Origin of the sequence: Glacieibacterium sp. (assembly GCF_965200405.1) — a bacterium.
GTDB lineage: Bacteria > Pseudomonadota > Alphaproteobacteria > Sphingomonadales > Sphingomonadaceae > Glacieibacterium.
This window is the reverse complement of the sequence record NZ_OZ241356.1, coordinates 3033261-3056801: the sequence shown is the minus strand read 5'-3', so window position 1 is coordinate 3056801 and position 23541 is coordinate 3033261. Positions and strand designations below refer to the sequence as shown.

Annotated in this window: 21 protein-coding genes; 14 read left to right on the top strand and 7 right to left on the bottom strand. The window is 65.8% G+C overall.

Annotation, left to right across the window (positions count from 1 at the left end):
- Positions 1-66 precede the first annotated feature (66 nt).
- The 8 genes from yajC to ACOFKW_RS14220 all read left to right on the top strand — a co-directional run bounded on the left by yajC (position 67) and on the right by ACOFKW_RS14220 (position 9517).
- The gene (gene yajC, locus ACOFKW_RS14255) at positions 67-420 is read left to right on the top strand and encodes a preprotein translocase subunit YajC (protein ID WP_419814798.1); all 354 of its coding nucleotides are present in this window, start codon (positions 67-69) and stop codon (positions 418-420) included.
- Positions 420-2018: a protein translocase subunit SecD gene (gene secD / locus ACOFKW_RS14250; RefSeq protein WP_419814797.1), complete on the top strand. Its 1599-nt coding sequence runs from the start codon at positions 420-422 to the stop codon at positions 2016-2018. The genes yajC and secD overlap by 1 nt, the downstream gene beginning before the upstream one ends.
- A 10-nt stretch (positions 2019-2028) precedes the next feature.
- Positions 2029-2976: a protein translocase subunit SecF gene (gene secF / locus ACOFKW_RS14245; RefSeq protein WP_419814796.1), complete on the top strand. Its 948-nt coding sequence runs from the start codon at positions 2029-2031 to the stop codon at positions 2974-2976.
- The gene (locus tag ACOFKW_RS14240; protein WP_419814795.1) at positions 2973-3326 is read left to right on the top strand and encodes an Mth938-like domain-containing protein; all 354 of its coding nucleotides are present in this window, start codon (positions 2973-2975) and stop codon (positions 3324-3326) included. The genes secF and ACOFKW_RS14240 overlap by 4 nt, the downstream gene beginning before the upstream one ends.
- Positions 3327-4016, top strand: a complete 690-nt coding sequence (locus ACOFKW_RS14235; protein WP_419814794.1) for an NTP transferase domain-containing protein — start codon at positions 3327-3329, stop codon at positions 4014-4016.
- Positions 4017-4026: 10 nt separating this feature from the next.
- Positions 4027-5505, top strand: coding sequence for a capsule assembly Wzi family protein (locus ACOFKW_RS14230; RefSeq protein ID WP_419814793.1), 1479 nt, complete (start codon positions 4027-4029; stop codon positions 5503-5505).
- A 57-nt stretch (positions 5506-5562) separates the two neighbouring features.
- Positions 5563-7191, top strand: coding sequence for a CTP synthase (locus ACOFKW_RS14225; protein WP_419814792.1), 1629 nt, complete (start codon positions 5563-5565; stop codon positions 7189-7191).
- A 136-nt stretch (positions 7192-7327) separates the two neighbouring features.
- Positions 7328-9517: a family 1 glycosylhydrolase gene (locus tag ACOFKW_RS14220; RefSeq protein ID WP_419814791.1), complete on the top strand. Its 2190-nt coding sequence runs from the start codon at positions 7328-7330 to the stop codon at positions 9515-9517.
- Here ACOFKW_RS14220 and ACOFKW_RS14215 read toward each other — a convergent pair.
- The gene (locus tag ACOFKW_RS14215; RefSeq protein WP_419814790.1) at positions 9501-10079 is read right to left on the bottom strand and encodes a glutathione S-transferase family protein; all 579 of its coding nucleotides are present in this window, start codon (positions 10077-10079) and stop codon (positions 9501-9503) included. The genes ACOFKW_RS14220 and ACOFKW_RS14215 overlap by 17 nt on opposite strands.
- Before the next feature lie 417 nt (positions 10080-10496).
- Here ACOFKW_RS14215 and proS point away from each other — a divergent pair, with 417 nt between their 5' ends.
- From proS to ACOFKW_RS14200, 3 genes are all read left to right on the top strand, one after another.
- Positions 10497-11786: a proline--tRNA ligase gene (gene proS / locus ACOFKW_RS14210; RefSeq protein ID WP_419814789.1), complete on the top strand. Its 1290-nt coding sequence runs from the start codon at positions 10497-10499 to the stop codon at positions 11784-11786.
- Between the two features lie 130 nt (positions 11787-11916).
- Complete coding sequence (locus tag ACOFKW_RS14205) at positions 11917-13164, top strand: lipoprotein-releasing ABC transporter permease subunit (protein WP_419814788.1); 1248 nt, start codon at positions 11917-11919, stop codon at positions 13162-13164.
- Positions 13157-13852 (top strand): ABC transporter ATP-binding protein, encoded by a 696-nt coding sequence (locus tag ACOFKW_RS14200; protein WP_419814787.1) that lies wholly within the window; start codon positions 13157-13159, stop codon positions 13850-13852. Before ACOFKW_RS14205 ends, ACOFKW_RS14200 begins: the two co-directional genes overlap by 8 nt.
- A 2-nt stretch (positions 13853-13854) precedes the next feature.
- Here ACOFKW_RS14200 and ACOFKW_RS14195 read toward each other — a convergent pair whose 3' ends face one another.
- Positions 13855-14700 (bottom strand): AAA family ATPase, encoded by an 846-nt coding sequence (locus ACOFKW_RS14195; RefSeq protein ID WP_419814786.1) that lies wholly within the window; start codon positions 14698-14700, stop codon positions 13855-13857.
- 295 nt (positions 14701-14995) lie between these two features.
- Between ACOFKW_RS14195 and ACOFKW_RS14190 the strand changes: the two genes are divergently transcribed.
- Positions 14996-15907: a right-handed parallel beta-helix repeat-containing protein gene (locus tag ACOFKW_RS14190; protein ID WP_419814785.1), complete on the top strand. Its 912-nt coding sequence runs from the start codon at positions 14996-14998 to the stop codon at positions 15905-15907.
- A 23-nt stretch (positions 15908-15930) separates the two neighbouring features.
- On the opposite strand, the gene ACOFKW_RS14185 is transcribed toward ACOFKW_RS14190, so the two are convergent.
- The 5 genes from ACOFKW_RS14185 to ACOFKW_RS14165 all read right to left on the bottom strand — a co-directional run bounded on the left by ACOFKW_RS14185 (position 15931) and on the right by ACOFKW_RS14165 (position 21843).
- Positions 15931-16716 (bottom strand): class I SAM-dependent methyltransferase, encoded by a 786-nt coding sequence (locus ACOFKW_RS14185; RefSeq protein ID WP_419814784.1) that lies wholly within the window; start codon positions 16714-16716, stop codon positions 15931-15933.
- Positions 16717-16879: 163 nt separating this feature from the next.
- Positions 16880-18937, bottom strand: coding sequence for an RNA polymerase sigma factor RpoD (gene rpoD, locus ACOFKW_RS14180; protein WP_419814783.1), 2058 nt, complete (start codon positions 18935-18937; stop codon positions 16880-16882).
- Between the two features lie 33 nt (positions 18938-18970).
- Positions 18971-20836, bottom strand: coding sequence for a DNA primase (gene dnaG / locus ACOFKW_RS14175; protein ID WP_419814782.1), 1866 nt, complete (start codon positions 20834-20836; stop codon positions 18971-18973).
- Complete coding sequence (locus tag ACOFKW_RS14170) at positions 20833-21324, bottom strand: endonuclease domain-containing protein (RefSeq protein ID WP_419814781.1); 492 nt, start codon at positions 21322-21324, stop codon at positions 20833-20835. Before ACOFKW_RS14170 ends, dnaG begins: the two co-directional genes overlap by 4 nt.
- Before the next feature lie 66 nt (positions 21325-21390).
- On the bottom strand, positions 21391-21843 hold the full coding sequence (locus tag ACOFKW_RS14165; protein ID WP_419814780.1) for a GatB/YqeY domain-containing protein: 453 nt from the start codon (positions 21841-21843) through the stop codon (positions 21391-21393).
- A 123-nt stretch (positions 21844-21966) separates the two neighbouring features.
- On the opposite strand from ACOFKW_RS14165, the gene carA reads away from it, so the two are divergent.
- Both carA and ACOFKW_RS14155 read left to right on the top strand, forming a co-directional pair.
- Entirely contained in the window at positions 21967-23154 is a 1188-nt protein-coding gene (carA, locus tag ACOFKW_RS14160) for a glutamine-hydrolyzing carbamoyl-phosphate synthase small subunit (RefSeq protein ID WP_419814779.1), read from the top strand.
- The gene (locus tag ACOFKW_RS14155) at positions 23151-23510 is read left to right on the top strand and encodes a ribonuclease E inhibitor RraB (RefSeq protein WP_419814778.1); all 360 of its coding nucleotides are present in this window, start codon (positions 23151-23153) and stop codon (positions 23508-23510) included. The genes carA and ACOFKW_RS14155 overlap by 4 nt, the downstream gene beginning before the upstream one ends.
- The last annotated feature ends 31 nt before the right edge of the window (positions 23511-23541 follow it).

Here is a 23541-nt window from a genome sequence, read left to right as displayed (position 1 = left end):
AACATTGCACTCCACGCCGCTCACTCGTATGGGACGCGCTGCAAACCAGATTATTGAAAGCACTACATGTTCGCATCACCGGCCTATGCCCAAGCGGCTGGGGCCATGCCGACCGGTCTCGCCTCGCTGATGGGGTCACCCATCGTGCCGCTGATCGCGATGCTGGCGATCTTCTACATGTTGATGGTTCGCCCGCAGCAGCGCCGCGTCAAGGAGCATCGTGCCATGCTCGACGCCGTCAAGCAGGGCGATGAAGTCGTTACCGGCGGCGGCCTGATCGGTCGCGTCACCCGGGTCAAGGACGACGGCGAGCTCGAGGTCGAGGTCGCTCCGACGGTCAAGCTGCGCGTCGTCCGCGCCACGCTGTCCGAAGTCCGCACCAAGAAGCTGCCCGCCGCGGCGAACGACGCCAAGCGCTGATGCTCGACTTTCCGGCCTGGAAGATCTGGACGATCGCCCTGACGGCAGCCTTGGGGCTGCTGTTCGCGGTCCCGAATTTCTTTTCGGAGGAGGCGGTTGCCCGCTGGCCGTCGGTATTGCCGCGCCAGCAGCTCAGCCTCGGCCTCGACCTGCGCGGAGGTTCGCACCTCATGCTCGAGGCGCAGACCGAGGACGTCCAGAAGGCCAAGCTCGAAGCGCTGGAGGAAAGCGTCCGCAGCGAGTTGCGCGATGCCGATGGCGGCGCCGTCCAGTTCGCCGATCTTTCGACTGCCGGCGGCAAGCTCAGCGTCACGATCACCGATCCCCAGGCTCTCGACCGCGCCGTGGAGACGCTGCGCAAGCTGTCCCGCCCGACCGGCGGCCTGTCCGGCCAGCGCGACCTCGAAGTCACCGTCGTCGACGGCAACCGCATCGTGATGACCCAGACTGCCGCCGGCATCGCCGAGGCGGTCAACAGCGCCATGGCGCAGGCCGTCGAAGTCATCCGCCGCCGCATCGACGAGCTCGGCACCCGCGAGCCAACCATCGTTCGCCAGGGCGACAACCGCATCGTCGTCCAGGTCCCGGGCCTGCAGGATCCGAGCGCGCTCAAGGCGTTGATCGGCAAGACCGCCAAGCTCGAGTTCAAACTCGTCGACGTCTCCGCCGACCCGGCACTCGCCGCTCAGGGCCGCGCGCCCGCCGGCAGCCAGGTGCTGCAATACGCCGACCAGCCCGGGTTGGTCGTGGTCAAGCGCCGTGCGCTGATCACCGGTGACCAGCTCGTCGACTCCAAGCTGACGACCGACCAGAATGGCCAGCCCGCGACGTCGTTCAACTTCGACAGCGCCGGTGGCCGCCGCTTCGCCAAGGCGACGCAGCAGAACGTCGGCAAGCCGTTCGCGATCATCCTCGACAACAAGGTGATCTCGGCACCCAACATCAACGAGCCGATCCTCGGCGGCAGCGGCATCATCTCGGGGTCGTTCACCACCGAGAGCGCCAACCAGCTCGCTATCCTGCTGCGCTCGGGCAAGCTGCCGGTCGAGCTGAAGGTCGTCGAGGAGCGCACCGTCGGTCCAGACCTCGGCGCCGACTCGATTCACAAGGGCGCCATCGCCGCCACCGTCGCGGTGATCGCCGTGTCGCTGCTGATGATCGTCACCTACGGGCGCTTCGGCATCTATTCGGTGGTGGCGCTGATCCTCAACGTCTTCATGATCCTCGGCGTGATGTCGGTCGTCGGCGCGACACTGACCCTGCCGGGCATCGCCGGACTGGTGCTGACCATCGGCGCCGCAGTCGATGCCAACGTGCTGATCAACGAGCGTATTCGAGAAGAACAGCGCAAGGGCAGGGGCGTCATCGCCTCGGTCGAGGTCGGCTACCGCGATGCGACGCGGACGATCTGGGATGCCAATTCGCTCAACATCATCGTCGCCGTCATCATGTTCATGTTCGGCTCCGGGCCGATCAAGGGCTTCGCCGTGGTGCTGTCGATCGGCATCGCGACCTCGGTGTTCACTGCCGTTACCGTGACCCGCCTGATGGTGGCGCGCTGGCTGCGGGCTCGCCGCCCCGCCGCGCTGGCGATCTGAGGATATTGGGATGAACCTCAAGCTGGTCCCGGACAACACCAACATCGGCTTCGTGCGGATGCGCTACCTGGCGTTCGCGCTGACGGTGCTGCTCACCATCGGCTCGATCGCCTTGCTGGTGACCAAGGGGTTGAACCTCGGCGTCGACTTCAAGGGCGGCCTGACGATGGAGGTCGCGTTCAGCGCACCGCCGCCGCTCGATCGGCTGCGCGAGGAAGTTGATTCGCTCCGCGTCGGCCAGTCCGCGCTGCAGGAGTTCGGCAACGCCCGCACCATCCTGATCCGCTTGCCGCTTCCGGACGGCGGCCAGGACGCCGTGCAAAAGGTCGTCGCCAAGGTCCAGGCCGACCTCAAGGCCAAGTACGGCAACGTCAGCTTCCGCCGCACCGAGTCGGTCAGCGGCAAGGTTTCCGGCGAGCTGATCCGCAAGGGCGCGCTGGCCGTGCTGCTGTCGATGGCCGCGGTGGCGCTGTTCACCTGGATCCGCTTCGAATGGCATTTCGGCGTCTCGACGGTGGTCGCGCTGGTCCATGACGTCACGGTGACGATGGGCTTCTTCGCGCTGACGCAGCTCGAATTCGACCTGAACGTCGTCGCGGCGGTGCTGACGATCATTGGCTACAGCCTCAACGACAAGGTCGTCATCGACGACCGTATCCGCGAGAATTTGCGCAAATACCGCAGCATGGACATCGGCCACATCATCGATCTCAGCGTCAACGAGACCCTGCCACGCACCGTCATGACGTCGCTGGCGATGATCGTCGCGCTGACCGCGATGCTGCTGCTCGGACCGGACGTGATCTTCGGCTTCACCGCCGCGATGCTGCTCGGCATCGTCGTCGGGACCTATTCGTCGATCTTCGTATCGTCGTCGCTGCTCATCGCGCTCGGCGTGAAGAGCCGTGCGGCGCCGGTCGAGACTTCGCGTGGCGAGCGCGTCACGCGGCGCGCGTGAGGTTCGACGAACAACGGCCCGACGCTGCGCTGACGATCACGGGCTACGGCCCGGCAGGCTGGCGAGTCGGTGGCGAGGTTTGGCCCGACGGCGTGCTGGTCACGCCCGACGCGGCGGTGGCGCTGCTGGGCGGGCTAACCTTGGCGCAACTCGCACCGCTGGCCGCGCAGGGCGTCGAAGTCCTGCTGCTCGGCACCGGTCCGACGCTGGTGCGCGATGCCGCCTTGCTCAAAGCCCTGGCGGAGGCCCGGCTGGCGGTCGACGTGATGGACTCGAAGGCAGCGGCGCGCACCTATAACGTGTTGGTCAGCGAGGGACGCCGCGTCGCTGCCGCCCTGCTGCCGGTCTAGATGCAGGCCGTCGTCCTCGCTGCCGGCATGGGCACCCGGCTGCGCTCGGCATCTCCGGTCAAGCCGCTGACCCAGGTCGCCGGACGCGCCCTCATCCTCCACACTCTCGACCGATTGGCGCAGGGCGGTGCTAGCAGCGCCTTGGTCGTCATCGGCTACGAGGGTGCCGCGGTGCGCAGCGCCGTAGAGGCCGCCCGGACCCTGCCGGTGACCTTCATCGACAATCTCGCCTGGCAGTCGCCGAACGGCGTTTCGCTGCTCGCGGCTGGGCCGGCGCTGGAGGAACGGGCGCTGCTGTGCATGGCCGACCATCTCGTCGCGCCGTCGCTCTATGCGGCGATGATCGCACACGAGCTTGGCGACGATGCGCTGGTGCTCGGCATCGACCGGCGCCTCGGCCATGCGTGGGTGGACGAGGACGACGTCACCCGCGTCGCGACGCGGCAGGACCGGATCGTCGGCATCGGCAAGGGCCTGCCGGTCTATGATTGCTACGATTCCGGAGTGTTCGTGATCACGCCGGACCTGACGCGCGAGCTCGCGACTATGGAAAGCCCCGGGCTTTCGGACGGTGTTCGCCGACTTGCTGCCCGGGGACGCTGCGGAACTGTGGACATCTCGTCACACGACTGGCTTGATATTGACGACCCACGCGCGCTGGCGCTGGCGGAAAGCTGGATTGGCGGATAGTCGGCGAGCCATGAAGCTCAAAACTCTCTGCGCCTCGCTGTTGCTGATCGGAGCCGGCGCCGGAGCGTCACCCTGGGCCGAGGTCGGCGACCGCCAGTTGCGCCAGGACGTCGAGATGCTCAAGGCCGCCGGCGTCATCCGCGGTCCGATCAACTCCTGGCCGCTGCCCTGGGCCCAGATCGACAATGGCATCGCCGCCTTTGGCGATCGTCCCCTGCCGCCGCACCTTGCCGCCGCGCTCAGGCGGGTCGAGGCGCTGAGCGACCTCGCCCAGCAGCGCACCGTCTACGAAATCCGCGCCAACGCCACCAACGACACGCAGCTGGTCCGCGACTTCGGCGGTGGTGCGCGTGAGAAGGCCGATGTCTCCGTGCGCGCCTCGCACGATCTCGGCTCGGTCTATGTCAGCTACGGCATCGGCTATCGCAACGGCGAGCGCGGCAAGGACTTCAACTTCGAGCCGAGCTACATCGCGGTAAAGCTCGGCAATTGGGCGCTTTACGGCGGCTATGTCGAGCAGTGGTACGGTCCCGGGCATGACGGCGCGCTGCTGTTTTCCAACAGCGCGCGACCGTTCCCCAAGATCGGCTTCAAGCGCCTGTCGCCCGGCCCGATCAACCTGCCGGTGCTGCGCTGGCTCGGCCCGATCCGCTTCGAGGCGTTCGGCGGCGTGCTGACCGAGAAGCGCGACTTCGACAATCCTGCGGTCATCGGCATGAAGCTCGGCTTCGAGCCGATCCGCGGCCTCGAGATCGGCCTGAACCGCGCGCTGCAGCTGTGTGGAGCGAACCGTCCCTGCAAGCCCAAGACAATCGGCAAGGCGCTGATCGGCTTCGGCAATGAGGACAATACCGGCACCTTCAACGAGCCCGGCAACCAGATCGCCGGCTTCGACATCAGCTTCACGCGCAACATCATGGGCGTCACGACCCAGCTGTATTTCGAGGGCGAAGCGGAGGACGAGGACAACTTCATCATCGAACAATATGCTCGCCTCGGCGGGCTGGCGCTCAGTGGCGCGCTGGGCAAGAACGGCGCCAGCTGGTCGGCGAATTTCGAGTACACCGACACCTTGGGTTCAAAGCTTTTCGGCGGTCGTAAATACCCGGGCTCGCTCTACAACCAGTTCATCTATGTCGATGGTTTCACTTACAAAAGGCTGCCGATCGGCTACTCGCTCGATAGCGATTCCCGCAACTTCACGGTCAGCGGCGCGGTCAACGATACCGCCAACCGGCGCTGGTACGGCTCGGTGCGCTCGGCAAAGATCAACCTGACCGAGGTCGGGCCTTTCTACGCCGGCGGGCCGCTCCGGAATCGCATCTCGAGCAACACCGAGACCGTCCAGATCGCGACCGCCGGAGTCGAGCTCCCGACCCAGTACGGCGACATCAAGATTGAGGGCCGGTTGCAGAACGACGCACCGAATACGCCGGACTCGTCGAAGCTCCATCCGGCCATCGAAGTCGGCTTCCGCTCGCGTTTCTGAACCGGCGGGCGTCACAAGCCTAGCCACGGCGGGCCGGCTGCTCTAGGACGACCGTCCATGGCCCGCTTCATTTTCATCACTGGCGGCGTGGTCTCGTCGCTTGGTAAAGGTCTCATGGCTGCGGCCCTTGGCAGCCTTCTCCAAGCGCGCGGGTACCGCGTCCGCATCCGCAAATTCGATCCGTACCTCAACGTCGATCCCGGCACGATGTCGCCGTATCAGCACGGCGAGGTCTATGTCACCGACGATGGCGCCGAGACCGATCTCGACCTCGGTCACTACGAGCGCTTCACCGGCGTGTCGTCGCGACAGTCGGACAACATCACCTCCGGCCGGGTCTACTCCGACATCATCACCAAGGAGCGCCGCGGCGACTTCCTGGGCGCGACGGTGCAGGTCATTCCGCACGTCACCGATGCGATCAAGGCGTTCGCCCGCAACGCCATCGACGATGTCGACTTCATCCTGTGCGAGATCGGCGGCACCGTCGGCGACATCGAGAGCCTGCCGTTCCTCGAGGCGATCCGCCAGTTGAGCAGCGACGTCGGCCGCACCAACGCCGTCTACATCCACTGCACGCTGATCCCGTATCTCGCCGCCGCCGGGGAGCTGAAGACCAAGCCGACCCAGCACAGCGTCGCCGAGCTTCGCGGCATCGGCATCCAGCCGCACGTCCTGGTCTGCCGTTCCGAATACCCGCTGCCGGCCAGTGACCGCGCCAAGATCGCGCTGTTCTGCAACGTCGCGCCCGAGGCGGTGATCTCGGCGCTCGACGCCGCCAGCATCTACGCCGTGCCGCTGCAATATCACGCCGAGGGCCTCGACGATCAGGTGCTGCTGGCGTTCGGCATCACCGATGCGCCGCGCCCCGACCTGACCCGCTGGACCGATATCGTCGACCGCCTGACCCAGCCCGAGGGCGAAGTCACCATCGGCATCGTCGGCAAGTACACCGGCATGAAGGACGCCTATAAGTCGCTGACCGAGGCGCTGGTTCATGGCGGCATCGCCAACCGCGTCCAGGTCAAGCTGCGCTGGATCGACGCCGAGGCCTTCGAGCGCGACGATGTCGCCGCGATTCTCGAGCCGATGCACGGCATCCTGGTGCCCGGCGGCTTCGGCGAGCGTGGCAGCGAGGGCAAGATCGCCAGCGTGCGCTTCGCCCGCGAGCGCGACGTGCCGTTCTTCGGTGTCTGCCTCGGCATGCAGATGGCGTGCATCGAGGCAGCGCGCAACTGTGCCGGCATCAAGGACGCCTCGACCACCGAGTTCGGCCCGACCGAGGAGCCTGTCGTCGGCCTGATCACCGACTGGATGAGCGATGCCGGCCTGCAGACGCGCTCGCACGGCGGCGACCTGGGCGGCACGATGCGGCTCGGCTCCTATGCGGCTTCGCTGGCGGGCAACAGCGTCGCGGCGTCGATCTACGGCGCCTCGACGATCAGCGAGCGCCACCGGCACCGCTACGAGGTCAACATCCACTATCGCGAACGGCTCGAAGCATCGGGGCTGATCTTCTCCGGAATGTCGCCCGACGGGTTGCTGCCTGAAATCGTCGAGCGTCCCGATCATCCGTGGTTCGTCGGCGTGCAGTTTCACCCTGAACTCAAGTCCAAGCCTTTCGAACCACATCCATTATTTGCCAGCTTTATCGGTGCCGCCGTCAAGCAAAGCCGGCTCGTCTAGAGACGTCCCCGTAAAGCTTTGCGGCAGACTGTCGAGCATAGCGCATGTTGCTATGCAGCATTATTAGTGCCAGTTTTGGAACAAGCGACGCTTCCGCCGCGTAAGGTCATCCAGTTACGCGATGGCAAGGCAGACGATGGATCAATCGACACGCCTGGCGCTATGGGGCGGACATGAATGTACCGTCAACCGCGTCGGCAATACTTATGCGGACCAGACGTTTCGGACCGGTCACCAGCATCGGCTCGATGATCTGGCGCGCTTCGCCGAACTCGGCGTCGAGACACTTCGCTATCCGGTGCTGTGGGAGCGCACCGCCCCGGATACCCCCGACCAGCGTGACTTTTCCTGGGCCGACGAGCGGCTGAACAAGATCCGTCGGCTGGGCATCAACCCGATCGTCGGCCTGATCCATCACGGCAGCGGCCCGGTTTATACCGACCTGCTCGACCCGTCGTTCGCGACCGGGCTCGCCGACCATGCCCGCGCCGTGGCCGAACGCTATCCCTGGGTCACCGACTGGACGCCGGTCAATGAGCCGCTGACCACCGCGCGCTTCAGCTGCCGTTACGGACTGTGGTACCCGCACCGCGAGAACGAGACCGACTTCTGGGCGGCATTGCTCAACCAGATCGATGCGACGCGGCTGGCGATGCGCGAGATCCGCATGATCGTGCCCGGTGCCCGCCTGATCCAGACCGAAGACCTTGGCTTCGCTCATTCCACCCCGCAGATGGCGGAGCAGGCGCGGTTCGAGAATGACCGGCGCTGGATGACCTGGGACCTGCTAGAGGGCATGGTCGTGCCCGGCCACGCACTTTGGGACCGGCTGGTCGCGCACGGCTTCGAGGCGCGCCTGCGGGTGATTTCTGCCGATCCATGTCCGGCGGATGTCCTCGGCATCAACACCTATCTCTGCTCCGAACGCTTCCTCGACCACCGCGTCTCGCGTCATCCGGGGCGGCTTGGTGGCGACGGTGCGCGATGCGCCAATCTGGACGCGGTACGGACGGTCGAGCAGACCCTGGGGGTCGAGACGCTGTTGACGCAGGCGTGGGATCGCTATCGGCGGCCGTTGGCAATCACCGAATGCCACAACGCCTCGGCGCGTGAAGAGCAGCTACGCTGGTTCGCCGAAGTCTGGCAGGCCGCCGAGGCGGCGCGCGGGCAGGGTGTCGATGTCATCGCGGTCACGGCCTGGGCGCTGCTCGGGGCCTATGACTGGAACCACCTGCTGACCCAGCAGCACGGGCATTACGAATGCGGCATCTATGACGTTCGCAGCGGCTCGCCGCGTCCGACGGCGATGGTGCCGTTGCTGCGCCGGCTTGCGGCCGGTGAACCGGTCGATGACGTGGCGTTGGTGCAGAAGGGCTGGTGGCACCGGTCCGACCGTTTCCTGCATGGCTATGGCGGACATTGGCGTGCCGCGGCGCGTCCGACCGGGCGGCCGATCCTGATCACCGGGCGCACCGGGACGCTCGGACAGGCGTTTGCCGGCATCTGCGAGCTTCGCGGCCTGACGCATATCTTGACCGGTCGCGACGTCGTCGATCTTGCCGATATCGCGACGCTGGGACCGGCGCTCGATGTGATCGAGCCTTGGGCGGTGATCAACTGCGCCGGTGTCGTCTCGCTCGACGATGCGGAGCTGCGGCCGGAGCTCGCCACCCGGGTCAATGCGACCGGCGCCGGGCTGCTGGCCGAGGCCTGCGCCGCGCGCGGCATCGCGATGGTCCAGCTGTCATCGGACCAGGTTTTCGACGGCAGCCTGGGTCGCCATTACACCGAGGGCGATCGGCCGAATGCTCTCAACACTTACGGCCGGTCCAAGGCGCAGGCCGAGGCGCTGGTCATGACCGCACATCCGAGCGCGATGATCGTCAGGACCGCGGCCTTCTTCTCCCCGAACGACCGCGCCGACTTTGCCGTCGACGTCCTCGCCGCGCTGCGGTCGGGACGCCGTATCCGCGCCGCCCACGACGAGCACGTGTCCCCGACGTTCGTGCCCGATCTGGTCGACAACATCCTCGACCTGCTGCTCGACCGCGCCTCGGGCATCTGGCACCTCGTCAACGAGGGCGGGATGAGCTGGGCCGATTTTGCCCGGACGCTGGCGGTGGCGAATGGTCTCGACGTCCGCCTGGTCGATGCCGTGCCGGGAGTGGAACTCGGTCGCGCCGCCGGACGGCCGCGCGATGTCCGGCTGGCCACCGTCCGCGGCCAATTGATGCCGACGCTCGAGTCAGCGATCGGTCGCTTCACGCACGGCTATCGCCCGCCGGTCTGCGACGAGCATTCTCCATTCGCTATTGCGGCGGAGTGATCGCCGCCGGATAGCGGGCCGAGGCACGTCGGTGCCAGTCGAGCAGGGCACGATTGTCCTCGTCTAGAGGAATGCCGATCCAGGCGGCGAAGTCGACGGTCGTCAGCAATACGATATCGGCAAGGCTGTAGCAGTCGCCCGCCAGCCACTCGTGCCCGGCGAGTTGTTCGTCGAACCAGCGTAACGCCTCGATCACCAGTTGTCGGCTCGACTGCGCGTAAGCCGGGATCTGGTCGTGCCGCTTGGCCATCAACGGGTGCCCGTGCAGCCAGAAACCGCCGACGGGCCCGCCCAATTTGGTCTCGACGCGCCGAATCCACATGTCGGTCAGCGCGCGCTCGGCAGCATTGGAACCGAACAGCGGCGGCTCGGGATGAAGTTCGTCGAGATATCGGCAGATCGACACCGATTCTGCGATGACCTGCCCGTCGTCCAGCACCAGGAACGGGACTTGCCCGCGCGGATTGAGCGCCAGCATCTCCGGGGCGCGCTGTTCACCGTGGCGCAACGAAAGCTCGGTTACCGGTAGCGAGATATTCTTCTCGGCAAGGAACAGCGTCACGCGTCGCGGATTGGGCGCTGGGTAAGGAGCGTTATACAGCATCATCACTTGGCGACCCTAGACAAGTCGTGTCGTCCACTAACGAAAACGCCCGGGTGTTACCCCGGGCGCTCGCGGTGACGAGACCGAAACTCTTCCACCCATAGCGCGCCTTAAGCCCCCTGGCTCCGCGCTACTTGCGACATCGTGTGGCTTTATAGCCATCTACCCTGAACCCTGGCCGTTCGGCCTGCGGTACATACAAATCGATATGGCCAAGTGCCGGTCGTGTCATCAAAGAACTTGCCCTCACAACATCTTGTGCCGGCTGTGTTGTACCGGAGCCACAGTACGCAAAAGTACCGGCCGTGTGCGGCGATTGCGCGGGAGCGCCCGCGTGCTACACGACGCCACCAGTTTCGCGGAGCTTCGACCACCATGCGCCTGTCGCAATATTTCCTCCCCGTCCTCAAGGAGACGCCGGGCGACGCGCAGGTGGTCAGCCATCAGTTGATGCTGCGCGCAGGGCTGATCCGCCAGACTTCGTCGGGCATCTATGCCTGGCTGCCGCTCGGCCTGCGCGTGCTGCGCAAGATCGAGGCCATCGTCCGCGCCGAGCAGGACCGCGCCGGCGCCGTCGAGCTGCTGATGCCGACGATCCAGTCCGCCGAGCTGTGGAAGGAAAGCGGCCGCTTCGACGCCTATGGCCCGGAGATGCTGCGCTTCAAGGACCGCCACGGCCGCGAGATGCTGTACGGCCCGACCAACGAGGAGATGATCACCACGATCTTCCGCGACGGCGTCCGCAGCTACCGCGACCTGCCGCGCAGCCTGTACCACATCCAGTGGAAATTCCGCGACGAGGTCCGCCCGCGCTTCGGCATCATGCGCGGCCGCGAGTTCCTGATGAAGGACGCCTACAGCTTCGACATGGACGCCGCCGGCGGCCAGGCCAGCTACCGCGCGATGTTCGCCGCCTATCTCAAGACCTTCGCCCGCCTCGGCCTCAAGGCGGTGCCGGTGCGCGCCCCGACCGGTCCGATCGGTGGCGACCTCAGCCACGAGTTCCACATCCTGGCGGACACCGGTGAGAGCGAGGTGTTCTACGACGCCGCGCTGGAGGACATCGACCTCAACGACGCCGACGCCACCGAGCGCTTGACCGCGATCTACGCGATGGAAGCCGAGGAGCACGCCAAGGTCGTCGACTGCCCGGTCCCCGCCGACCGCTTGCGCTCGCGCCGCGGCATCGAGGTCGGCCACATCTTCTTCTTCGGGACCAAGTACACCGAGGCACTCGGCATGTCGGTGCAGGGCCCGGACGGCGTCAACGTCCACCCGCAGATGGGCAGCTACGGCATCGGCGTGTCGCGCCTGATGGGAGCGATCATCGAGGCGAGCCACGACAAGGACGGCATCGTCTGGCCCGACGCGGTCGCGCCCTACCAGGTCGCGCTGATCAACCTGCGCGCCGATGATACGGCCTGCAAGACCGCCGCCGACGCGCTGTACGACCAGCTGACCGCCGCCGGTGTCGAGGTCCTCTACGACGACCGTGACGAGCGCGGCGGCGCAAAGTTCGCCACTGCCGACCTGATCGGCCTGCCGTGGCAGCTGGTCATCGGCCCCAAGGGCGTCGCCGCCGGCACAGTCGAGCTCAAGCGCCGCGGTGCCGCCGCCCGCGACGAACTGTCGGTCGAGGCGGCGCTGGCGAGGCTCATCGCTTGATGCGCGACGTACTTCCTGCCCCCTTCCCGGAACGGGAAGGGCTGGGGATGGGTCTTGCACAAGGTCCGTCTGCCGAGCCTATGCCAAGTCCCACCCCCGACCCCTCCCGTTCCGGTAGGGGAGCAGTACGATGATCACCTCCTACGAGCGCATGATCGCCAAGCGCTACCTGCTGCCGGGGCGGGGCGAGGGCTTCATCTTCCTTGTCGCCAGCATCGCGACGGGAGCGGTCGCGCTCGGGGTGGCGGCGTTGGTCATCGTCATGTCGGTGATGAACGGCTTCCGCGCCGAACTATTCGATCGCATCCTCGGGCTCAACGGCCATGCCGTGATTCAGGGCTATGGCGGCAAGCTGGAGGCATGGGAGCCGCTGGCAGCGCGCGTCCGCCTGATGCCCGGCGTGACCAAGGCGACGCCGCTGATCGAGCAGCCGCTGATGGCGAGCTTCGGCAACCGCGTCGAGGGCGTGCTGGTCCGCGGCATGACGCTGCCCGATATCGCCGCGACCAAGGTCATGACCGACAACGTCAAGCGCGGCAGCTTCAAGGATTTGGTGCCCGGCTCCAACACCGTCGCCATCGGTGCACGGCTGGCCGAGGCGCTCGGCGCGCAGGTCGGCGACACCATCAGCCTGATCAGCCCGCAAGGCCAGATCACGCCGTTCGGCAGCGTGCCGCGGATCATCTCCTACCGCATCGTCACGATCTTCGAAGTCGGCATCTACGACTATGACAAGGCCTTCGTGGTCATGCCGATGAGCGACGCGCAGACGCTGCTGATGCTCGGCAATTCGGTCGGCATGATCGAGGTCGTCACCGTCGACCCGGATAAGGTCGGGCAGATCATGGCACCGCTCGCCGATTCGATCCGTCGCGTCGCGGTGATCAGCGACTGGCGCACCACCAATTCGGCGCTGTTCGAGGCGCTGGTCGTCGAGCGCACCGTGATGTTCTGGCTGCTCGCCATCGTCATCCTGGTCGCGGCGTTCAACATCCTGTCGTCGCTGGTCATGCTGGTCCGCGCCAAGACCCGCGACATCGCCATCCTGCGCACGATGGGCGCGACCCGGGCGGCGACGATGCGCATCTTCATCGTCGTCGGTACGCTGATCGGCTCGGTCGGCATCGCCGCCGGCGTGATCTTCGGCTTCGTCATCCTCTACTACCGCGAATCAATCACCGGCCTGATCGCGCGCATGACCGGCGCCCAGTTGTGGGATCCGTCGGTGCGCTACCTGACCGACCTGCCATCCAAGACCGACCCGGTGGAGACCGTCGGCATCGTCGTCCTGGCGCTGCTGCTGTCGTTCCTGGCGACGCTCTACCCGGCGTGGAAGGCGGCTTCGACGGACCCGGTCGAGGTGCTGCGCTATGAGTAATCCCTCCCACAGCACCGCTAACGTCCTGGTCGTCGAGGGCCTGCGCCGCAGCTTCAAGCAGGGCGAGGTCGTGATCGAGGTGCTGCGCGGCGTCGACCTGACCGTCGGCGCCGGCGAGATCGTCGCGCTGCTCGGCCCCTCGGGCTCCGGCAAGTCGACGATGCTCCAGGCGGTCGGGCTGCTCGAGGGCGGCTTCGAGGGCGCGATCACCATCGCCGGGGAGCGCGTCGAAAAGCTCGACGCCGCCGCCCGCACCCGCGTCCGCCGCGACCGGCTGGGCTTCGTCTACCAGTTCCACCATCTGCTGCCCGACTTCACCGCGCGCGAGAACGTCGTGCTGCCACAGCTCATTGCCGGAGCAGCGCGCCCGGTCGCCGACGCGCACGCCGGCCAGTTGCTCGGTGACCTCGGTCTGGGCGCCCGCCTCGATCACCGCCCGTCGCAGCTCTCGGGCGGCGAGCAGCAGCGCGTCGCCGTCGCCCGCGCCCTGGCCAACAAGCCGGTGCTGGTCCTCGCCGACGAACCCACCGGCAACCTCGACGAGTTCACCGCCGCGAAAGTCCTCGCCGAATTCCTGCGCCTAGTGCGAGGGCAGGGCAGTGCCGCCCTCGTCGCCACCCACAACATCGCGCTCGCCCGCCAGATGGACCGCGTCGTGACGCTGCACGAGGGCCGATTGGCGGAGTAGCGTCAGCCGCCTTGACGCCTCGACATGAACGCCAGCCGCTCGAACAGCATCACGTCGGCCTCGTTCTTCAGCAGCGCGCCGTGCAGCGGCGGAATCAGCGTCTTGGTGTCCCGGTTGCGCAGCACGTCGAGGGGCAGGTCCTCGTGCATCAGCAGCTTCAGCCAGTCGAGGAGCTCGCTGGTCGACGGCTTCTTCTTCATCCCTGGGATCTCGCGCATGTCGAAGAAGATGTTGAGCGCCTCGGCGACCAGCTGCTTCTGGATATCGGGAAAGTGGACGGCGACGATGCGCTCCATCGTCTCGCGGTCCGGAAACTTGATGTAGTGGAAGAAGCAGCGGCGCAGGAAGGCGTCGGGCAACTCCTTCTCGTTGTTCGAGGTGATGATGACGATCGGGCGAACCACCGCCTTCACCCGCTCGCCGGTCTCGTAGACGTCGAACTCCATGCGATCGAGCTCGGTCAGCAGGTCGTTGGGAAATTCGATGTCGGCCTTGTCGATCTCGTCGATCAGCAGGACCGGCAGCTTGGGAGCAGTGAAGGCCTCCCACATCTTGCCCTTGCGGATATAGTTCTTGATGTCGTGGACGCGGGCATCGCCGAGTTGGCTGTCGCGCAACCGGCTGACGGCATCATATTCATACAACCCCTGTTGCGCCTTGGTCGTCGACTTGACGTTCCATTCGATCAGCGGCGCGTCGAACGCGGTGGCGATCTCCTGCGCCAGCACGGTCTTGCCGGTGCCGGGCTCACCCTTGACCAGCAACGGGCGGCGCAAGGTCGCCGCGGCATTGACCGCGACGCGCAGGTCGTTGGTGGCGACATAGGCGGCGGTGCCTTCGAAACGCATCTGGCGGAACTTTCAAGGTTTACGCGAGCGTTACCGCTAGTGCGGCTCCGGCGTGTGAGCAAGCTTGTCGGATGTTATGTACGATCTCGCCCGTGCATCCGCACGGCAGCGGGCAGCGCTGATGCTGTGAAAGGGTCAGGCAGTGCAGAGTTCGCAGGCGAGGGACCAGGCCGCCCATTCCGTTCACTTATCGATGATAATTTTCCTTCGAAGGACATTTGCTACGATCGCGTAATCATGAAGTTGCGGCGCGACAACAATGCTAATTCCGCAAGACTGGTTTGGAGTACCGCTTATGTCGTTCATCGCGTTCATGTTTGCTGCGGCCGGCTTGTCGGTCACGCCGGCAATGCTACCGGCGCGGTTGCAGGCAGCGCTTCCGGGGAACGTGCTGGCACTCTCGCAGGCCGACTTCGGGCCGTTGCTGCTGAACGACGTGCATTATGACCCGCCGCTGGTCATCGACGGTGGCAGGTTCACCAAGATCGTCATCCGTGCGGCGAGCGGCGTCGTGCTGCGCAATTCGACGGTCGTCGCTGACGGTGGTTACGGTGTGCAAGTGGTACAGTCGTCCAACGTCAGGATCGAAGGGCTGGACGTCAGCGGTGCCAAGCGGGGCGTCGTTATCGATCGCACGTCCGACTTTGCGATCACGCGCGGGAATTTCCACGGCCTGGTGTCGGACGGCATCGACATCGCCCAGTCCCGTCGCGGCTTGATCGCCGAGAACACCATGTCCGACTTTCACCCGATCCCGCCGATCTACGACGCCAGCGGCAAGCTGTTCAAGGACGGCGACCATCCCGACGGTATCCAGGCGTGGAGCAGGTCGGACCTGCCTGCGACCGCCGATATCAAGGTGCTGCGCAACAAGATCAGCGGGTCGGTGCAATGCGTGTTTTTTGGCAACCACGTCCGGGACGTCGCCGGGGTGCCGACCGACGATGGTGGATTCGACCGCATCGAGGTCCGCGACAACATCTGTCGCAACGCCATGCCACGTGGCATCACGCTGAGCTCGGCAAGGAACAGCGTTATCGAGGGTAATGATGCAGCGGCTCTGCCGGGTGCTCGCCTGCTGCGCACCGGCAAGGCGATCAAAAGCCAGGTGCTGATCAGCGGGGAGGGCTCGCGCGCCTGTGGGAACATCGTCGCCGATGTGCCCAGGTCACCGGCGGCGCAGCCGTGTTCGAGGCGAGACGAATAGGCCTTGCCGTCCGCCGCCCGATCTCAGGACGGCGGGTTCTTGACCGCGATCAACGACTTGTTCAGCCCCGCGACGCGCTCGTAGCTGTGCTGGGCGTCAGGGAACAAGGCGCGAAATTGCGAGCCGTCGAGCAGGATGTTCGACATCACCAGGTTCATGGCCTTGTCGACGTCCGGTTGCGCCGCGGCCCAGCCGATCTTGAACCGCTGCAACAGCTTGAGCCGCGCCGATTCGGGCAACCAGTGAAAGAACGGCGCGCGGTGGAAGTGCGGATCGATAGGAAACCAGTAATAGGGCGTCTGGACGTAATAGGCCGGCGCGAGGCGCATCACCTCACGCGCGAAGGCCCGCATCTCCGGCCAGCGCCCGACATGCTCGATGACACTGTTGGAATGAACGAAGTCAAAGCTGTTGTCGGCATGACCGGCCATGTCGCAGGCGTTTCCGACGATGAATCTGATGACCTCCTCGTTGCCGGCGTCCCTGAACTCGGTGGCATGATGGTTGACGCAGGTGATCTCGATCTGGTTTTCCTTGAGCCAATCGAGACCGACCCGACGCCAGTAATCGGCAGTGCCGCCGAGATCGAGGATCCGGAAAGTGCCGTCCTTCGTCGCGCGGCGATCCAGGATCAGCTTGCGCAGGGCATGATCGCGGCGTGTACGAAAGTGCCGAGACAGCGTCTTGGACGGGCTGGACGGCCGTACTTGCTGGGCCGGGGCCGGCACTGTAATCTCCGGCAGGGGATCGGAAAGCTCGAGCGACCTGAGGTTCTGACGTCGCGACCAGCGGCTGGCAGCCTGGATCACACGCTGCGAGCCGGAAGCCGGTTCTACGCTTAATACGCTAAGCTTGGCCACACTAACTACCTCAATACTCATCCATTATGGATGAGTATCTTGGATCAGACGGACCCGTCAAGCCGTTACGGTGCCGTTATTTTCTTGTTAAGTTCAGCCAACAAAGATTGAACTAGACATCGAGGAAGCTGCGCATCTTGCGGCTGCGGCTCGGATGCTTGAGCTTGCGCAGTGCCTTGGCCTCGATCTGGCGGATGCGCTCGCGGGTGACGCTGAACTGCTGGCCGACTTCTTCCAGCGTGTGATCGGTATTCATGCCGATGCCGAAGCGCATGCGGAGCACGCGCTCCTCACGCGGCGTCAGCGAGGCGAGAACCCGGGTCACCGTCTCCTTGAGATTGGCGTGGATGGCCGCGTCGACAGGAATGACGGCATTCTTGTCCTCGATGAAGTCACCGAGATGGCTGTCCTCCTCGTCGCCGATCGGCGTCTCCAGGCTGATCGGCTCCTTGGCGATCTTCATAACCTTGCGAACCTTCTCGAGCGGCATCGACAGGCGCTCGGCCAGTTCTTCCGGCGTCGGCTCGCGACCAATTTCGTGAAGGATCTGGCGGCTGGTGCGGACCAGCTTGTTGATCGTCTCGATCATGTGCACCGGGATGCGGATCGTCCGTGCCTGGTCGGCGATGCTGCGGGTGATCGCCTGGCGGATCCACCACGTCGCATAGGTGCTGAACTTATAGCCGCGGCGATACTCGAACTTGTCCACCGCCTTCATCAGGCCGATGTTGCCTTCCTGAATAAGATCAAGGAATTGCAGGCCGCGGTTGGTGTACTTCTTGGCGATCGAGATCACTAGGCGCAGGTTCGCCTCGACCATTTCCTTCTTGGCGATACGCGCCTCGCGCTCGCCCTTCTGGACCATGTTGGTGACACGGCGGAACTCGCCCAGGTCGACGCCCGACGCGTTGGCGACTTCCGCGGCTTCCGAACGAATGCGCTCGACTTCCTGCGCATCGTTGTTAGCCAGCGATGCGAACTTCTTGTCGATGGTGCCGACGCGCGCCAGCCAGCCCTCGTCGAGCTCATGCCCGACATATTCGTCGAGGAACGCCTTGCGGTTGATCTTGTGCTTGTCCGCCAGCTTCATCATCGCGCCGCCGAGCGTCAGCAGGCGACGGTTGTAACTGTACAGCTGGTCGACCAGCAGCTCGATCTTACTGTTGTTGAAGTGGATCGACTGGACGCCGCGGGTCAGCTCCTCGCGCAGCTTCTGGTAGCGGCGCTCGTCGGCGATCGGGAACTCCTCCTCGCTGCCCAGCGCCTGCAGGCGGCTGCCCTGCAGCTTCTGGAACTTGCGGTAGGTCGCGGTGATCTCGGCGAACTTCTCCAGCGCGGCGGGCTTGAGCAGCTCCTCCATCGCGGCGAGCGACAGGGTATTGTCTTCCTCGTCGTCGTCCGGGATCGCCGGCTGGCCATCGGGGCGCAGGCGGCGCTCGGTGAAATTGTGGCTCTCGTCCTCGGAATCGTCGGCGCCGGGCTTCTCGCTGGGCTCCTCATCCTCCTTGTAGGCGACGGTCGGCAATTCGTTGCCGGTGGTCTCGGCGGTGACTTCGGCCTCGGTCGGATCCTTGGCCAGCATGGCGTCGAGATCGAGGATCTCGCGCAGCTGCATGCGACCTTCGTTCAGCGCGTTCGACCAGTCGATCATCGCGTGGAACGTCATCGGGCTCTCGCAAAGCCCTGCGATCATGGTGTTTCGGCCAGCCTCGATGCGCTTGGCGATGGCGATCTCGCCCTCGCGCGACAGCAGCTCGACGGCGCCCATCTCGCGCAGGTACATGCGGACCGGGTCGTCGGTACGGTCGAGCGGCGCGGCCTTGACCACGGGTGCGGCGGTGGCGGTGGCCGGATCGACGTCGGCCTCGACCTCGTCGTCATCGTCGGCAGCAGCCGCGGCGGCGGGTTCGGCGCCGTCCTCGGCCGGCTCGTCGTTCTCGATCAGGTTGATGCCCATCTCGGACAGCGAGGCCATGACGTCCTCGATCTGCTCCGAGGACATCTGGTCCTGCGGCAGCGCCTCGTTGAGCTCGTCATAAGTGATGTACCCGCGCTTTTTCGCGCGCAGGATCAGCTTCTTGACCGATGCCTCGTTGAGATCGAGCAACGGCGCGCCATCGCCTTCGACCTTGGCGTCGGGTTCGATCGCAGCACCATTCGTCTTTGCCATCTGGTCTCGTTCCTGCTCGGGTGTGAGCACCCGTTAATGTTCTTCCAGCTGCGCACCGCGCAACGTCTCAGTCAAACTCATCAACATGGCGTTTATCGAGGCCTTCTCGGCCCTTAACCGCTGTTGTGCGTCCCAGTTGCTTTGCGTTTCCGATTGCGCATACCGGGCGGTCGCTGCCGCCAGTTCGCTCTCGATCCGCGTCCTGAGGAGCACGGTGTCGACCACAGCCGCGAAGTCGCGTTCGATGGCTGCCGCATGGCCGGAGACCTGGTCCGGAAGCACGGAGCGCGTGAACGAGAACCCGAGGAGGTTCGAATTGCGGACCTGATCAGCAATCTCTGCCAGTCCGCGAACATGCAGATCATGCGACAGCGCAGCTTTGTCAAGGTCCGGATCATGGCTCACGGCATCGAGTACTGCGAATAACAGCCGCTTAAGCTGCACATCCTCAAGTTCGAGGTGTGCCAGGCTCTCGCCGAACCTGTCGGCCAGCCGCGGGTTCTCCAACACCCCGACCAGCAGCGCCAGATGTTCGCCCGCCGCCGAGGGCCGGGCGTGCAGCGCCTTCAACGCCGCCGAGGCGCGACCCAGCGGGGCAGGGGCCGCGCCGCGCTTGCCGGGCACGAAGGCGGCGCGCTGCGGCAGATACAGCGCGTCGAAGCGCGACCGGAACTCGGCATCGTACAATGACCGCACCGACGGATTCACGATCGCCTGCGAATGCTCGCGCAGCCGCCCGCGGACGCCGGCGCGGCGCTCCGGCGTGGTCGTGTCGATCCCCTCGGTCTCGGCCCGCCACAGCCGGTCGATCAGCGGCTCGGCCTGCGCCAGCAACTGCTCGAACGCCGCCTTGCCCTGCGTCCGCACCAGATCGTCGGGGTCCTGTCCCGCTGGCAGCGTCGCCAGCCGCAGCGACCGCCCCGGTTCCAGCAGCGGCAGGGCGCGCAGGGCCGCCCGCAAGCCGGCACGCTGCCCCGCGGTGTCGCCGTCGAAGCACAGGATCGGCTCCGGCACGACACGCCACAGCAACTGCAATTGCTGCTCGGTCAGCGCCGTGCCCAGCGGCGCCACCGCCTCGGCGATCCCGGCCTGCGCCAGCGCGATGACATCCATATAGCCCTCGACGACCAGCAGCCGCGCCGACTTGCGCGCCACCGGCCCGGCGCGGTCGAGGTTGTACAGCGTCCGCCCCTTGTCGAAGAGCGGCGTATCGGGCGAGTTCAGATACTTGGGCTGGCCATCGCCCAGGATACGTCCACCGAATGCGATAACCCGCCCGCGCGCATCGCGAATCGGGAACATCAAGCGCCCGCGGAACCGGTCATAGCTGTCGCCGCCATCCTCCGGCGCGATCAGCATCCCGGTCTCGACCAGCCGGTCCTCGCCCAGTTCGCTCAGCGCGCCTTTGAGCTGCTTCCGCCCATCCGGCGCCAGCCCCAGCCCGAACGTCCGCACCGTCTCGGCGCTCAGCCCGCGCTTCTCCAGATAGCCCCGCGCCGCCGCGCCGCCGACGCTGCCGAGCTGCTCGGTGAACCACGCCGCCGCCCGCCCGGTGACGTCGTGCAGCCCCGCCGCGACCTTGGCCCGCTGCTGCCCCTCCGGCGACTCGAGCGGCATGTCGAGCCCGGCTTCGGCAGCCAGGCTCTCGACCGCGTCGCGGAAGGCCAGTCCCTCCTGCTTGATGACGAAGTCGATGACGCTGCCATGCTCGCCGCAGCCGAAGCAGTGGTAGAAGCCCTTGTCCTCGTTGACGTAAAAGCTGGGGGTCTTCTCGTTGTGGAACGGGCAGCAGCCCTTCATCTCCCGCCCCGCGCGGGTCAGCTTGACGCGCCGCCCGACGACGGTGGCGAGCCCGACGCGCGCGCGGATTTCATCGAGGAAGGCGGCCGGGATGCTCAAAGCGCCGCCACTTCCTGCTCCCCCTCCCCACTGGGGAGGGGGCCGGGGGGTGGGAGCGAGCCCGCGAGCGCCCCTAGCTGCTCCCCTCCCGGAACGGGAGGGGCCGGGGGTGGGACTTCAGCGCACACCATCCCTGGCCCCGAAGGACACGACTTCAACGCCTCCAGGATCGTCAACAACACCCCATCGACGTTCCCGTAAACCTCCTCATTGCCGAAGCGAACCACCTTATACCCACGCGCCTCGATCCAACCCTGCCGCCAGCGATCCTGCGCACCGCCATGTTCCTGCCCGTCGAGCTCGACGACCAGCATCCGGCTGCGCGCCATGAAATCCGCGATGAACGGCCCGATCGCGACCTGCCGGCTGAACTTCACCCCGTCGAGGCCACTACCGCGCAGGTGGTTCCACAGCAGGCGCTCGGCGACAGTCGGCGCGCTGCGCATTGCGGCGGCACGTTGGCGCTGCACTGGCGGGATGAATTTCAATGCTTTCCCTCGTGGAAGACCCACCCCTAGCCCCTCCCGTTCCGGGAGGGGGACTTGCAGTAGAAGCTAGCCCAAAGCCGCCTTCACCATCGCGCTGGCGCTGCTCATGTCGAGCTGCCCGGCAAAGCGCTCCTTCACCGCTGCCATCACCTTGCCCATGTCCTTCACCGACGTCGCGCCCAGCTCCGCGACGATCGCGCGCACGGCGGCCTGTGCCTCGCCGGCGGCCATCTGGGTCGGCATAAAGCTCTCGATCACGCCCAGCTCGGCCCGCTCCGCATCCGCCAGTTCCGGGCGATTGCCCTGGACATACATCTCGATCGACTCGCGTCGCTGCTTGGCCATCTTGCTCAGCACGTCCGCGACGGTGGCATTATCGTCGGCCGGCGCGGTGCCGGTGCGCAGCTCGATATCCTTGTTCTTCAGCGCCGCCGAGATCAGCCGCAGCGCTCCCAGCCGCGCCGAGTCCTTGGCTTTCATCGCGGTGATCGTCGCGGTCTTGATGTCGTCGCGGATCATGTCGGTCCTGTCTGTGTGGCGATTCGTTGTCGCTTCAGGCTAGGCGCTCGGCCCGGATAAGAATAGATTGACGCAGCGGGCCATGGCCCCTACCTCGCCCGGCGTTTGCCCGCCCGAAACAATATGAAGGATCCGCCCTTGGCCGCCGCCACCGTGCACGCCCAGCCGACAGGCGCGACCGGAGTATTGGTCCTGGCCGACGGTACCATCGTCTGGGGTCGCGGCTGCGGTGCCGAGGGCAGCGCGGTCGGCGAAGTCTGCTTCAACACCGCGATGACCGGCTATCAGGAGGTCATGACCGATCCCAGCTATGCCGGGCAGATCGTTACCTTCACCTTCCCGCACATCGGCAACACCGGCGCCAATGCCGAGGATATCGAGGCGACCAACCCCTACGCACTCGGCTGCATCGTCGCGCACGACATCACCGAGGCCGCCAATTTCCGCGCCGAACGGACATTCGACGACTGGCTGAAGAGCTGGGGCCGGATCGGCCTGTCGGGCGTCGATACCCGCGCGCTGACCCGCCGCATCCGCACGCTGGGCGCGCCGAACGCCGTGATCGCGCATGCTGCGGACGGCGTCTTCGACATTCCAGCTTTGCTTGAACAGGCGAAGGCGTGGCCCGGGCTGGAGGGCATGGACCTGGCCAAGCAGGTTTCGTCGACGCAAAGCTATGCGTGGGACGACGGGCTGTGGACGCTGGGGCAGGGCTATGCCCAGTCGGCGGCGAACCCGGAAGGCCCGCACGTCGTCGCGGTCGACTATGGCATGAAGCGCAACATCCTGCGCAACCTGGTCGCGGCCGGCGCGCGCGTTACCGTGGTGCCGGCGACTGCCTCGTATGACGAGATCATGGCGCACCAGCCCGACGGCATCTTCCTGTCGAACGGCCCCGGCGATCCGGCGGCGACCGGCGTCTACGCCGTGCCGACGATCCAGGCGCTGCTCAACTCCGGCAAGCCGCTGTTCGGGATCTGCCTCGGCCACCAGTTGCTCGGGCTGGCGGTCGGGGCGAAGACTTCGAAGATGCACCAGGGGCATCGCGGCGCGAACCATCCGGTCAAGCGGCTCGATGACGGGCGAGTCGAGATCACCTCGATGAACCACGGCTTTGCGGTCGAGGCGGATACGCTGCCGGCGAATGCGCGGGCGACGCATGTGTCGCTGTTCGACGGCTCGCTGGCGGGGCTGGAGCTGACGGATCGCTCGGCGTTCAGCGTGCAATATCATCCCGAGGCGAGCCCGGGACCGCAGGACAGTCACTATCTGTTCGAGCGGTTCGTCAAATCCCTGGATCACGAGGCATGACCGAGATCGACCAGCACCGGCTGTCCGAGGAGCTGAAAGCCGACGAAGACGTCCTGGCCTCGCTCGCCGCCAACGGCGACGATAGCAGCGTCGTGCGGCCCATCGACGTGCACTTCAAGGGTCCGCAGCCGCTCGTCGAGACGCTGGCCGACGACGCCGCCAAGCTGGGGTTTCGCTTTGTCGGCTATAGCGAATATGACGATGACGATCTCGGTGTCGATTTGCAGGTCGACAGCCGGACCGACCGCGCGTCCATTGCTGCCCTGACCCGGCTGGCACTCCAGATCGAGCAGAGCCACGACGTCGAATACGACGGCTGGGGCTGTCCCGCCGCCCAAGCCGGACCGGCTCGTTGAACACCGGCGCTACACAAGGATTTTTTAAAGT